Source organism: Mesorhizobium calcicola (assembly GCF_042682105.1).
GTDB classification, from domain to species: domain Bacteria; phylum Pseudomonadota; class Alphaproteobacteria; order Rhizobiales; family Rhizobiaceae; genus Mesorhizobium; species Mesorhizobium calcicola.
This window is the reverse complement of the sequence record NZ_JBHUGY010000055.1, coordinates 84,540-97,159: the sequence shown is the minus strand read 5'-3', so window position 1 is coordinate 97,159 and position 12,620 is coordinate 84,540. Positions and strand designations below refer to the sequence as shown.

Sequence of the window (12,620 nt, the reverse complement as noted above, 5' to 3'; positions counted from 1 at the left end):
CCCCCCCCCCGCCCCCCCCCCCCCCCCCCCCCCCCCCCCACCCCCCCCCCCCCCCCCCCCCCCCCCCCCCCCCCCCCCCCCCCCCCCCCCCCCCCCCCCCCCCACCCCCCCCCCCCCCCACCCCCCCCCGTCGGCCTTTGCAAGTGCGGCACGGACCAAGCTCAGGTGACCCTCGTGCAGGGCGCCCATGGTCGGCACAACGCGACCTTGAAAGCCTTGCCGGCGCCCACGCGGCGACGATGCTGCGCAGTTCGGCAACGATCCGGACAATCGGAATGCTCATGCAGCTTCTCCTCCATTGACAGGACGTGGCACGGTCGCCGAAGACGTGCTCGACCGCTGGAAGCGGCGCTCGCGCACCTCGCTCGCATACGTCGCGATTGCTGCCTCGGCGGTCCCGGCAAGCTCGGCATAGCGCTTGACGAAATTTCGGCCGGAAGGTTCCAAACAGGCCCAGCATGTCATCGACAAACCAGGATCTGCCCGTCACAAGCCGGCGACGCGCCGATGCCAATGGTGGGCTCTGCGGCCTGCACACGCTGGATTCCTGCCGCATCGAAAAAGCCTTCCGGCATTTCGGCCATGACATCACCGATGAGGACAATGTGCTCGAAGCCGGTCTCGGCTTTGCCGTGAAGACGGCCAAGGCCGACTTCATCGGTCGTGATGCGGTGCTGCGCAAGAAGGAAGCCGGCCTGTCGCGCCGGCTGGTGCAGTTCCGGCTGAAAGATTCGCAACCCCTGCTCTTCCACAACGAGGCGATCCTGCGTGACGGCAAGATCGTCGGCCCGATCACCTCGGGCAATTACGGCCATCATCTCTGCGGCGCCGTTGGGCTGGGCTATGTGCCGTGCCAGGGCGAGAGCGAGGCGGATGTGCTGGCCTCATCCTACGAAATCGAGATCGCCGGCGAGCGTTTCGCGGCGGAAGCGTCGCTTAAGCCGATGTACGATCCGAAGTCGGAGCGGACGAGGATGTAGCGTTCTTACCCTCCCCTTGTGGGGAGGGTCGGCTCGCAGTCGGAGCGAAGCGAGGATTGCGAGACGGGGTGGGGGTGCGCCCTACGAGGACCCCACCCCGCTTCGCAAAAGCCGCTTTGCGGCATTTGCTGCGCGACCCTCCCCACAAGGGGGAGGGTAAGCCCCTCAAAACCGCTCCAGCCTCCCTCGCACCTTCGCCAGAAACGCCGCCCGTGTCTGCGGCGTCGAGGCATCCATCAGGTAGTGCGCCAGGAAGAAGGTCCGGCAGCGCGTCGCGCACAGCGCCCGCATGCCGCGCAGCAGGGTCTTGCGTCCGGGCTGGCCGACGACGACGCTCCACCAGGTCGGCGCGCCGCAGGTGGTGATGACGCCGACCTTGGTCACATGCGTCATCAGCGACTTGATCCGCCCCTTGCCCGCCGGCAGCTTGAAGGCGACGTCCGTCGCCCACACCCGGTCGAGCCAGCCCTTCAGCATCGCCGGCAGCCCGTACCACCAGGTCGGATAGACGAACAGGATTGCTTCGGCCCAGTTGAGCAGCTCGAAATGCGGCTTCAGCGCCGGGTCCTGCGGCGCCTGGTCATTGTAGGAGCGCCGCTCGTCGCAGCCCATCACCGGATCGAATTTCTCGGCATAGAGGTCGAGCAGCCGCACCTCCCAGCCCCGTGCCTTCAGCACGTCGATGGCAGTATCCCGGATAGCGGCGCAAAAACTCTCCGGCACCGGATGGCAATAGACCACCAGCGCGCGCATCAGAAAGCGTCCATGCTGGCCGCGACCTTGGCCATGAATGCCTTGCGCGTCTCAATGGTCGACAGGTTCATCGCATAATGCGCGAGATAGGACACCGGCGCGCCCGGCTTTACGGTGGCGCGCAGCATGCGCTTGATCAGCTTGCGCGGCGGGTCGCCCATCAGCATGGCGCGGAACCGGCTGCCGCCATAGGTGGTGACCGCCGCGACCTTGACTATGTTGTGAAGCGACGGCTGCACCTTGCCATTGACCAGCTTGAACGACACGCCGGGCAGGAAGACGCGATCGAAGAAGCCCTTCAGGATCGCCGGAAAGCCGTAGTTCCAGACCGGATAGGAAAGCACCAGCGCATCGGCCCGCAACAGGCGCCCGACATAAGAAGCGACAGGATCGGCCGGGCCGCGCGCATTGTGGTAATCCAGCCGTTCCTGCCGCGTCATCCGCGGATCGAAATCCTCGGCGTAGAGGTCGCAGTCGTCGACCGTATGGCCCGCCGCCGTCAGCCGCTCGACGATCATCCGGTGCAGGCCGGCATTGAAGCTGGCCCCAACCGGATGGGCATGGAGGACGAGGACGTTCACAGGAAAACATCCCGAAGGTCAGCGCGCGGCACCCCCCTCTGCCCTGCCGGGCACCTCCCCCTCAAGGGGGGAGATTGGCCTTCACTTTCGTTTTCGCCAACCACCGACGGCGCGAGAGAGGCAAGACGCTGAAGCTGTCGATCTCCCCCCTTGAGAGGGAGATGGCCGGCAGGCCGGAGAGAGGTAAAGCGCCACACGCTTTTCATCGACTCACCCTGCCTTTTGCAGCCCCTTGAACAGGAATGTCCGGCCCGAACGGTAGTCGTAGCCCGGGTTTTCCCAGGCGATCATCTTGCCGGGGTTGAGCAGGCCTTGCGGGTCGGTCTCGCGCTTGAAGGCAAGCTGCACCGCGTCCGTCTGCTTCATGCCGCCCTCTTCCAGCGTGTAGCGGTGCGGGTTGAAGATCGGGCAGCCATTGTCCTCATGCAGGCGCACGATCTCGTCGAGCCGCGCCTCGGTGGTGAACTTGACCAGCGGCAGGCCAAAGCAGGTGATGTTGCCGTCCAGCCGCACGAATTCGAGATGCGAGAACACCTCGCCGGGAAACATCACGTCCATCTTCTCGACCAGCGCAAGCTGGTTGGGAAAGGGATAGAGCGATTGCAGATAGGTGATCGAGGGGTCGACGCGCAGCGCCCTGAGCGTCGTGTGGTTCCAGGCCAGCTCATAGGCCGGCGGCAGGCCCTTCTTCTCGTCCGGCGAGGCGATGGCGGCATTGAAGATCACCGCGCCACCGGCCCGGCGGGTGAAGGCAAGGAAGGCATCCAGCCCATGCTGCGCCACCATGACGACGCAGATGCTCCGCCCATCGCCGAGGAACTTCTGGTGTCGCTTGAAATAGAGCTGCGGCACGGGTGCCGCTATCGGCGTGATCAGCTTGGTCAGGATGCCGTCCTGGCACGCCAGCGCGTTGCCATAGCGGGCAGCATCCATGAAGGCGTCGAAGCCGACGATGACGTCGACCCAGTCATAGGCTGATGTCAGCGGCATCTCGACCTCGGTGATGATACCGTTGGTGCCATAGGCATGGGTCACCTTGTGCAGATCCTCGCCGGTGAGTTCGAGCGCTTTCGGCTCTGCCTCCATGGTCACCACGCGCAAGCGAAGCACATTGCCGAAATCGCGCAGGCCGCCGAAATTGATCGAACCGACGCCGCCCGAACCGCCGGCGATGAAACCGCCGATCGAGGCGGTGTTGTAGGTGGAGGGCGACAGCCGCAGCTCCTGCCCGGAATGCGCCCGCGTTGCCTTGTCGATGTCGGCCAGAACCGCACCCGGTCCGGTCACCACACGGCCCGGCGCGATCGACTTGATCTCGTTCATCTCTGCAAGGTTGAGCACCACGCCGCCGGAGAGCGGCATCGCCTGACCGTAATTGCCGGTGCCGCTGCCGCGCGGTGTGACCGGCACGCCATGCCGATGGCAGGCGGCAAGCACGCGGATCAGTTCGGCCTCATCCTTCGGTGTCACGATCAAGTCGCCGGTGACATGGTCGAGCTGCTGCTTCAGCACCGGGCTGTACCAGTAGAAGTCGCGGCTCTTCTGCTGGACGATGGCCGGATTGTCGTCGAGCTTCAGCCCTTCGAGATCGCGCTTGAGCGCCGAAACGTCCATCATTCCACCATCAGTTCGTCGAGTTCGGCATAGTCGGGCAATTGCCGGTCGATCGCGCGCCCGGCGCGCACGACGATGCGATCCGATTCGGGCCGCGACAGCAATTCCGTCCAGCTCCGGCCCTTGAACACGATGAAGTCGGCATCGCCGCCGGCGGCAAGCGTGCCGAAACCCTCAAGCCGCATGACTCCAGCCGGTGTCGCGGTGACCGCTTGCGGCCAGTCGGCGACCGGATGATCGAAATGCAGGATGCGCGTCGCCATGCGGTAGACCTCAAGCATGTCGAGATCGCCATAGGCATAGAACGGGTCGCGCGTGTTGTCGGAAGCAACCGCGACCGGAATGCCGCGTGCCTTCATCTCGTGCAGCAGCGTCACGCCGCGCCAGCGCGGCGTGGTGTGGTCAGCGCGCCGGTCCTGCAGATAGAGATTGCACATCGGCAGCGACACGATGGCGAGCCCGGCTTTCGCCACCTTGTCCAGCGTGTCCAGCACATTGAGGTCCGGCTGGCGCGCCAGCGAGCAGCAGTGGCCGACGAGGATGTTGCCCTCGAAACCGTTCCACAGTGCCGCCTCGGCGATCTTCTTCAGTGAGATCGCGGCGACGTCGTCGGTCTCGTCGGCATGGAAATCGAGGTCCAGGCCATGCTTGATCGCCTGCGCGAAGACGTGATCGAGCAGCTCTTCCAGGTCGGGCACCATATAGGTGACGACACCGAGAACACCCTTGGCCGCGGCAACCCGTTTTGCCAGCCTGTCGAACCACTTCCTGTCGCGCACGCCTTCAATGCCGATCAGGCAGGCGCCCTGCAGTTCGATGCGGCCACGCCATGTCTCGCGCATCGTCTCGAATACCGGCCAGGAGATTTCCTCTTGCGGCGCGACGCTGTCGAGATGGGTGCGCAGCGCCCTGGTGCCATGCGCGTAGGCTGAGCGCAGCGAGAAATCCATGCGCCGCGCCACGTCCTCGGCGCTCCAGCGCGCGGCGCGGTCGGCGCCGGTGGCATTCAGCGCGCCCATGAAGGTGCCGTCGGGATTGGGCTTTCGCGGCCAGATATGACCCTTGTCGATATGGGTGTGGCAGTCGACGAAACACGGCAGGACGATGCGGCCGCCGAGGTCGACGGCGTCCGCCGGTGCTGCTTTACGGCCATGTGCGGCAATGCCTGCGATTTTCCCGTCAGCGACGGCGATGTCGGCAAGTGCAAAGCCGTCGCTATCGAAGGTGGCGACAAGCCCAGGCGTCAGGGACGCGTGAAGCCGGGCGTTGGTGAGGCGGTATGAACCTGTGTTCGGTACCAAGAAACTAACGCTCCTGCTTCAGCGCGCTTTCGTGCCAGCGCCTTAGGATGAGATGCGAAATCAGCGACAGCACGAGGAAGATCAGGATGCCGGTGAGCGAGATCAGGAACAGCGCCGCGAACAGCCGCGGTGCGTTGAGCCGGTAGCCGGCCTCGATGATGCGTGAGGCGAGCCCGGACGACTGGCCGGTGGCGCCGGCGACGAACTCGGCCACCACGGCGCCGATCAGCGACAGGCCGCCGGCGATCTTCAACCCGCCGAGGAAATACGGCATCGCCGCCGGCAGTCTGAGATACCGCAACTGCTGCCAGCGCGTCGCGCCATTGAGCTTGAACATGTCGCGCAGATTGCGATCGACCGAGTTGAGGCCGAGCGTGGTGTTGGACAGGATCGGAAAGAAGGCGACGATCCAGGCGCAGAGCAGAAGCTTGGTCGTCTGGTTGTCGACATAGATGTTGATCAGCGGAAAGATCGCCACGATCGGCGTTACCTGCAGCACGATGGCGAACGGGAAGAAGGACATCTCGACCCACTTCGATTGCGCGAACAGCACCGCCAGACCGACGCCGCCGATGACGGCCAAAGCCAGGCTGAGGAAGGTGATGCGCAAGGTGACCAGCAGCGCGGAGAACAGCAGGCCGGCATCGCTGTAGAGCGTCCACAGCACCACGCCGGGACGCGGCAGGATGTATTGCGGGATCGCGTTCCACACGCAGACGCGATCCCACAGCCAGATCGCCAGGATCATGATCGCCAGCGGCAACACCCAGCGGCCGATCCGCTCGAGCCGCTCCTGGCGCACGCGGCGCGCTTCCTCGGGGTCGAGTTTGAGCACGCCCTCGTCAATGACCGTCATGATGCGCGCCCGCTGTTGAATTGATGGCCTTGACCAGCACATCGGAGGCCTGCCGGCAGAGTGCCGCATAGTCGGGCGAGGTGCGGAAAACCTCGTCGCGCGGATAGAGCGCCGCGATCGCGAGTTCGTCGAACACCCTGCCCGGCCGCGCCGCCATGACGACGACGCGGTTGGAGAGAAACACGCTTTCAAAGACGCTGTGGGTGACGAAGACGACGGTGAAGCGCTCGTCCTGCCACAGTTCCAGAAGATCGTTGTTGAGCTTGAAACGCGTGATCTCGTCGAGCGCGGCGAACGGCTCGTCCATCAACAGCACGCGCGGTTTCGTCACCATGGCCCGCCCGATCGAGACACGCATCTTCATGCCGCCGGACAGTTCGCGCGGCACCGCGTCCTCGAAGCCGGTCAGGTGCACCCGCGCCAGCATTTCCGTCACTGCCGGTGCCGCCTTGGCGCGGGAAACGCCTTTCAGCCTGAGCGGTAGCCAGACATTGTCGAAGACGCTGGCCCAGGGGAGCAGCGTCGGCTCCTGGAAGACGAAGCCGATGTTGGAGCGGTCAAGCGAGCCGCCGCCACGCCAGTCGATCACGCCGGAGGTCGGCGTCGACAACCCCGCGATCAGCCGCAGCGCTGTCGACTTGCCGCAACCGGACGGTCCGAGCAGGCTGAGGAAATCGCCTTCCCGGATCGTCAGATCGACATCGCTGAGCGCCGTCACGCCGTTGGAAAAAACCTTGCCGACGCCACGCAGCGCCAGCAATGTCGGAGCGACATCCGACGTGCTCGCCGGCGCTTGCGCCACATTCTGCTGCATCATGCCGGAACGGCCTACTTCTTCAGCTCGAGCCCGACGCCCTTGTTGACGAAGGTCAGCGTGTAGGCCTTCTTGATGTCGATGCCTTCAGGCGTGACCTTGGCCTTGACCATCTTGTCGTAGAAGCTCTTGATCCGTTCGTCGGTCATGGTGCCGATGCCGAGTTTCTCGGTGTCGCCTGAATCGGCAAGGCCGAACTTCTTCATCTGCTCGATCGAGAAGGCGATCTGCTCGTCGCTCATGTCGGGATTGTCTTTCTTGATCAGCTCGTTGGCGGCCTTGTTGTCGCCGTAGAGATATTTGTACCAGCCCTTGGCCGAGCCATCGACGAAGCACTGGACCACCTCCGGCTTCTTGTCGATCGTGTCCTGCATCACCTCGATCGTCGTCGAGTAGGTGTCCCAGCCATAGTCGGCAAGCAGGAACTGGTTCGGCACGAAGCCGCCTTCCTTCTTGACCGCGAACGGCTCGGAGGTGACGTAACCCTGCTGGATGGACTTCTTGTTGGCGAGGAAGGGAGCGGTGTTGTAGGTGTAGGGCGCGCGCTTGGCGGCGTCGAAGCCGAGCTCGATGACCATCCACTGGAAGAAGGTCTGCACGCCCTCGTCGCCCAATATGTACTGCTCGGCGTTCTTCAGGTCTTCCCATTTGTCGAGCCCCTCGCCGGGGTGGGACATGATGACCTGCGGGTCCTTCTGGAAATCCGCCGCCACCACGCGCATCGGAATGCCTTGCTGGACGGCATCGAAAGCCGACAGCAGATTGCCGCCCATGTAGAAATCGATCTTGCCGGCAAGCAGCATCGGCCGGCCGCTGACCTGCGGACCGCCCTGCATGATGGTGACGTCGAGGCCGCAGGCGGCGTAGGTGCCGTCAGCCACCGCCTGATAGTAGCCGCCATGCTCCGGCTCGGCCAACCAGTTGGTGCCGAAGGTGACTTTTTCATTCGCCGCGGCACCCAGCGTGCTGGCCGCAAGCAGGGCCACCACCGCCGCCGAGATCTTCTGTTTTCCGTACATCGACACCACCCTTTGTTTGCTCCGGCGCGCCATGCGCCAGGCTCGACACCAAAGATTCGAGAAGCAAGACACATGCCACCGGCGTCTTGCGCCGGGACCGCCGCCTGCACCACAGCCATCTGCGAAAGCCGGACGGGTCGTGCTGCACCGGAGGCATCGTGCCTATTTTTTGAACGCCTGTCCACAATCGCCCCTGCGACATGCACCGCCATCTTGAAGGTACAGTGCATCCGGTCCTAGGCTGCCGACAAATCGGAGATTGCCATGTTCAAGTTCCTCACCCCGAAGTCGATCAAGCCGCCCTTTGCGCGCTACAGCCATGGCGTCGAGGTGCCGCCCGGCAGGCGGCTGGTGCTGTGCTCGGGTCAGGTCGCCATCACGGCGGACGACCAGATACCGGAAGAGGCCGGCGCGCAGGCCGAGCTCTGCTTCAGCAACATCGCGGCAGTGCTCGGCGAGGCCGGGCTGGGTCTGCAGGACATCGTCCGCATCAACGCCTATGTCACCGACCGCGCACATTTGCGGCCCTATATGGATGTCCGCGACCGGCTGTTTTCCAGCCCGGCGCCGGCCTCGACGCTGATGATCGTCTCCGGTTTCGCCCGGCCGGAGTTCAAGATCGAGGTCGAGGCCATCGCGGCTGGGTGATCGACAGGCCGCGCTTGCCGCGCTAGGTCTGGTCCGTTCATCGAAGAGGCATGACATGACTGTTGCGAAGAAGCGCGTGTGGTGGGGCGACTACCGCACAACCGAATATGCCTCGATCGATCCGGAGGCGACGATCGCCGTGCTGCCGGTTGCGGCGATCGAGCAGCATGGTCCGCATCTGCCGGTTTCGACCGACACCTCGATCATGAACGGCATGCTCGACACGGTGATTGCCCGTCTGCCTGCCGATCTCGACATCCGCATCCTGCCGGTGCAGGCGGTGGGCAAGTCGAACGAGCATCTTCACGCACCGGGCACCCTCACCCTGCCGGCGCCAACCTTGATCGAGGCCTGGACCGGACTTGGCCTGTCGATCGCGCGGGCCGGCGTGCGCAAGCTGGTCGTCGTCAATTCGCATGGCGGCAATGAGGAGATCATGGGCATCGTCACCCGCGAATTGCGCGTGCGCGAAAACATGCTGGCGGTGAAGACCAGTTGGCAGCGCTTCGGCCGCCCGGCCGGCATGTACACCGAGCTCGAGGACCGCCACGGCATCCATGGCGGCGATGTCGAGACGTCGCTGATGCTGCATTTCCGGCCGGATCTCGTCGACATGGGCAAGGTCGACAATTTCGTTTCCAATGTCGCGAAGGCCGAAAAGGAATTTTCGCTGCTGCGCCACACCGGCACCCACGCCTTCGCCTGGATCGCCAGAGACCTCAACCCGAACGGCGTGGTCGGCGACGCCAGCATTGCGACAGCGGAGAAAGGCCGGCTGACGTCAGAACATCAGGCCGATGGTTTCATCGACCTGCTGCGCGACGTGCGCAAGGCAAAGCTCGCCGACTGGCTGAGATAGCCGCTTTTAGCCGTCGATCTTCAGCGTGAAGGGCGTGCCTTCAAAGGCGTCGGCGCCGCGCCCGATCGCCTCGATCGCCTCGATCATGCGGCCGTTGCGGTCGAGCAATTTGTCGGCCACGGCAATCAGCCGCGGGTTGGGCGTCGCTGAGGGCGACAGCGCCCGCAGCGTCCGCGCCAGTTCGGCCTCGTCGCGTTTCGGCGCCAGCGCGGCGGCGATGATATAGGCCGAAGCTGTCGAGCGGCTGATGCCGGCATAGCAGTGCACGACCATCGGCTTTGCGCGGTCCCATCGGCGTGCGAAATCGAGCAGGTTGCGGACATGCTCCTCGCCCGGCATGGTCATGCCGTCCTGCGCCACCGCAATATCGTGCATGACCAGATGCAGATGGTTTTCCCGGGCGATCGAGGCCGGTCGCACCACCTCGGTTCCGGCGGCGAGCAGCGACAGCATGCGGTCGGCGCCGGTCCTTGCCACCGTTTCCTCGACCTTTGCCAGCGAGCAGACATGGATCATTGTTTCGAGCCCTTCGATTGATCCTCGCGCCGCGACGCCCATTCGGCAAGAGCGGATTCGAGCCGCTGCCATTCCACCTCGCTCCCCGGCAGGCCGGCGCGCAAGACATCCGGTCGGTCGGTGAAATGGCGAAGCAGGATGCCGCGCTCGCCAAGTGCGGAAAACAGATCGGCGGCATCGGGCAAGCTGATATAGCGGAACAATGTGGTTCCGCCGACGACGGAAACGCCGAAGCGGCCGAACAGCCTATCCAGCCGCGCCGCTGCCTCCGCCAGCGATGCGCGCATCGCGTCCTGCCAGTCGATATCGGCAAGCGCGCGGATGCCGTATTCCAGCGCCGGGCCGGCGACGGCCCATGGTCCGAATTGCGTGTCCAGCCGGTCGACTGTTGCTGCGTCGGAAAGCGCGAACCCAAGCCGCAGCCCGGCCAGGCCAAAGAACTTGCCGAACGAGCGCAGCACGACGATGCCACCCTGACCAACATCGCCGGCGAGGCTGTGCTGACGCGGGCCGACATCCATGAACGCCTCGTCGACGACCAGCAGCCCGCCTTTGGCGCGCATCCCTGCGGCCAGTGCCAGCAGCCTGTCGCGCTCGATGATGCGCCCATCCGGATTGTTCGGATTGACGACGATGGCAAGGTCGGCGTCGGCCAGGGCTTCGAAATCGCCGACCTCCGTCACATCGTGTCCGGCGATCGTCGCTGCCCGCGCATGCTCGGCATAGGTCGGCCCCAGCACCAGCGCCTTGCCGGGCGTGATCAGCGATGCAACGCGCGGCAACAGGATCTGTGTGCCGGGTGCCGCCGCCACATGGGCTGGCGAAGGCGCGCCATAGGTGCTGGCCGCGACCTCGACCAGCTCGCGGGCGCGCCCGACTTCCGGCAGCCGCGACAGGGTGGTGGCGGGCAGGTCGAAAAGCGGGTAGGAGTGCGGATTGATACCGGTCGAGAGGTCGACGAAAGGTCGCGAAGCATTGGGGAAAAGCGCCCTCGCCCGGCCGAGACTTCCACCATGATCCACCGCCGCCGCTTCAAGAAGCTTCATGTCAGTCCTGATCGCTTTCCTGTCACTGGCCGTCGAATTCGCCCTCGGCTACCCGGACTGGCTGTTTCGCGCTATCGGCCATCCGGTGACGTGGTTCGGCAGGCTGATATCCTTTCTCGACCGCCGACTCAACCGCGCCACTGATCCCGACGCGCTGCGTCGCAAGCGTGGCGTCCAGGCGCTGCTGGTCATCGTGCTGGTGCCTGCGGCGATCGGGCTCGGCGTGCAGGTCCTGCTCTGGTTCGTGCCCCTGGGGCTGATCATTACCGTCCTTCTGGCGACATCGCTTCTGTCGCAGAAGAGCCTCTACGAGCATGTCGAGGCCGTGGCCGACGCCCTCGACACCGGAGGTCTCGCTCTTGGCCGTGTCGCCGTCTCGCGAATCGTCGGCCGCGATCCCGAAACGCTGGACAGGGCCGGTGTCTGCCGCGCGGCGATTGAGAGCCTGGCCGAGAATTTTTCCGACGGCATTGTCGCCCCCGCCTTCTGGACCGGCGTCGGCGGATTGGCCGGCGGCGCCGCCTACAAGGCCGCCAACACCGCCGATTCGATGATCGGCCACCGCACCCCGCGCCACGAAGCCTTCGGCTGGGCAGCGGCGCGCTTCGACGATTGGATCAACCTGCCCGCATCGCGGCTGACGGCACTGCTGATCGTGTCGGCTGCATTCCTCGTCAAAGGCGTGGATGCGAAAAATGCCTGGCACGCGGTGTGGCGCGACGCGAAAAAGCATCGCTCGCCCAATGCTGGCTGGCCGGAAGCGGCGATGGCCGGCGCGCTCGGCCTGGCGCTCGCCGGCCCGCGCAGCTATGGCGGCGTACTGATCGACGATGTCTTCATGGGCGAAGGAGGCCGCCGCGAAGCCGACAGCGTCGATATCAGGCAGGCGTTGAAACTCTATCGTGTCGCCGACTATCTGCTGATCGCGCTGTTCGGAGTGATCTCGGTGATCGTCATTGTGGCGTGATCTCACCCTCCCCCATGTGGGGAGGGTAAGAACGTTCAGAATTCTATGCCTTGCTGTGCCTTCACGCCCGCCGAGAAATGGTGCTTGGTCACGCCCATCTCTGTGACGAGGTCGGCCGCCTCGACCAGCGCCGGCTTGGCGTTGCGGCCGGTGACGACGACATGCAGGCCCTCGCGCCGCGCCTTCAGCGCCGCAACCACCTTGTCGAGATCGAGATAGTCGTAGCGCAGCGCGATGTTCAGTTCGTCCAGCACCAGCAGGCTGATCGACGGATCGGCCATCAGCTCGAGCACCTTGGTCCATGCGGCTTCGGCGGCGGCGATGTCGCGCTTCAGATCCTGGGTCTCCCAGGTGAACCCCTCGCCCATCGCGTGCCAGACGACGCGGTCGCCAAAGGCAGCGAACGCATCCTTCTCGCCGGTATGCCATTTGCCCTTGATGAACTGGACGACGCCGACACGTTTGTCGTAGCCGAGCATTCTGAGCGCCAGACCAAAGGCGGCGGTGGTCTTGCCCTTGCCCGGGCCGGTGTTGACGATGAGCAGCCCCTTCTCGACTGTCTTGCTCGCCACCTCGGCATCCTGCACCGCCTTGCGCTTGGCCATCTTGGCACGGTGGCGTTCTTCATCCCGGTCGTCGATGGTGTTGTCGTCGATCCCAGTCATC

The 12,620-nt window shown here is 64.8% G+C and carries 13 protein-coding genes and 2 pseudogenes; 4 read left to right on the top strand and 11 right to left on the bottom strand.

Annotated features, from left to right (window positions below; genetic code table 11):
* Positions 1-129: 129 nt before the first annotated feature.
* Positions 130-283, bottom strand: a pseudogene (locus ACFSQT_RS31145) (pantoate--beta-alanine ligase); the annotation flags it as partial.
* 232 nt (positions 284-515) lie between these two features.
* On the opposite strand from ACFSQT_RS31145, the pseudogene ACFSQT_RS31140 reads away from it, so the two are divergent.
* Positions 516-980 (top strand): annotated as a pseudogene (locus ACFSQT_RS31140) (glycine cleavage T C-terminal barrel domain-containing protein); the annotation flags it as partial.
* A 165-nt stretch (positions 981-1,145) separates the two neighbouring features.
* Here the strand turns inward: ACFSQT_RS31140 and ACFSQT_RS31135 are convergent.
* The 7 genes from ACFSQT_RS31135 to ACFSQT_RS31105 all read right to left on the bottom strand — a co-directional run bounded on the left by ACFSQT_RS31135 (position 1,146) and on the right by ACFSQT_RS31105 (position 7,918).
* Positions 1,146-1,733: an NAD(P)H-dependent oxidoreductase gene (locus ACFSQT_RS31135; RefSeq protein WP_379025337.1), complete on the bottom strand. Its 588-nt coding sequence runs from the start codon at positions 1,731-1,733 to the stop codon at positions 1,146-1,148.
* Complete coding sequence (locus ACFSQT_RS31130; RefSeq protein WP_379025335.1) at positions 1,733-2,314, bottom strand: NAD(P)H-dependent oxidoreductase; 582 nt, start codon at positions 2,312-2,314, stop codon at positions 1,733-1,735. The genes ACFSQT_RS31135 and ACFSQT_RS31130 overlap by 1 nt, the downstream gene beginning before the upstream one ends.
* Positions 2,315-2,524: 210 nt before the next feature.
* The gene (locus ACFSQT_RS31125) at positions 2,525-3,928 is read right to left on the bottom strand and encodes an FAD-binding oxidoreductase (protein WP_379025345.1); all 1,404 of its coding nucleotides are present in this window, start codon (positions 3,926-3,928) and stop codon (positions 2,525-2,527) included.
* Positions 3,928-5,229 carry a cytosine deaminase gene (locus ACFSQT_RS31120; RefSeq protein ID WP_379025333.1) on the bottom strand — a complete coding sequence of 434 codons (1,302 nt, stop codon included), beginning with the start codon at positions 5,227-5,229 and terminating at the stop codon, positions 3,928-3,930. The genes ACFSQT_RS31125 and ACFSQT_RS31120 overlap by 1 nt, the downstream gene beginning before the upstream one ends.
* A gap of 4 nt (positions 5,230-5,233) precedes the next feature.
* A complete protein-coding gene (locus ACFSQT_RS31115; protein ID WP_379025331.1) occupies positions 5,234-6,085 on the bottom strand; it encodes an ABC transporter permease in 852 nt (283 codons plus the stop codon).
* Positions 6,072-6,902 (bottom strand): ABC transporter ATP-binding protein, encoded by an 831-nt coding sequence (locus ACFSQT_RS31110; protein WP_379025329.1) that lies wholly within the window; start codon positions 6,900-6,902, stop codon positions 6,072-6,074. The genes ACFSQT_RS31115 and ACFSQT_RS31110 overlap by 14 nt, the downstream gene beginning before the upstream one ends.
* Before the next feature lie 11 nt (positions 6,903-6,913).
* The gene (locus ACFSQT_RS31105) at positions 6,914-7,918 is read right to left on the bottom strand and encodes an ABC transporter substrate-binding protein (protein ID WP_379025327.1); all 1,005 of its coding nucleotides are present in this window, start codon (positions 7,916-7,918) and stop codon (positions 6,914-6,916) included.
* 264 nt (positions 7,919-8,182) lie between these two features.
* Between ACFSQT_RS31105 and ACFSQT_RS31100 the strand changes: the two genes are divergently transcribed.
* Positions 8,183-8,566, top strand: a complete 384-nt coding sequence (locus ACFSQT_RS31100) for a RidA family protein (RefSeq protein WP_379025325.1) — start codon at positions 8,183-8,185, stop codon at positions 8,564-8,566.
* Between the two features lie 55 nt (positions 8,567-8,621).
* Positions 8,622-9,425 (top strand): creatininase family protein, encoded by an 804-nt coding sequence (locus ACFSQT_RS31095; RefSeq protein WP_379025323.1) that lies wholly within the window; start codon positions 8,622-8,624, stop codon positions 9,423-9,425.
* A 6-nt stretch (positions 9,426-9,431) separates the two neighbouring features.
* Here the strand turns inward: ACFSQT_RS31095 and ACFSQT_RS31090 are convergent, their stop codons facing one another.
* The gene (locus ACFSQT_RS31090; protein ID WP_379025321.1) at positions 9,432-9,941 is read right to left on the bottom strand and encodes a tyrosine phosphatase family protein; all 510 of its coding nucleotides are present in this window, start codon (positions 9,939-9,941) and stop codon (positions 9,432-9,434) included.
* Positions 9,938-10,987, bottom strand: a complete 1,050-nt coding sequence (gene cobD, locus ACFSQT_RS31085) for a threonine-phosphate decarboxylase CobD (protein ID WP_379025319.1) — start codon at positions 10,985-10,987, stop codon at positions 9,938-9,940. The genes ACFSQT_RS31090 and cobD overlap by 4 nt, the downstream gene beginning before the upstream one ends.
* Between cobD and cbiB the strand changes: the two genes are divergently transcribed.
* Entirely contained in the window at positions 10,986-11,954 is a 969-nt protein-coding gene (gene cbiB / locus ACFSQT_RS31080) for an adenosylcobinamide-phosphate synthase CbiB (protein ID WP_379025317.1), read from the top strand. The two genes, cobD and cbiB, sit on opposite strands and share 2 nt — an antisense overlap.
* Before the next feature lie 35 nt (positions 11,955-11,989).
* On the opposite strand, the gene cobO is transcribed toward cbiB, so the two are convergent.
* Positions 11,990-12,619: a cob(I)yrinic acid a,c-diamide adenosyltransferase gene (gene cobO / locus ACFSQT_RS31075; protein ID WP_379025315.1), complete on the bottom strand. Its 630-nt coding sequence runs from the start codon at positions 12,617-12,619 to the stop codon at positions 11,990-11,992.
* Between the last annotated feature and the right edge of the window lies 1 nt (position 12,620).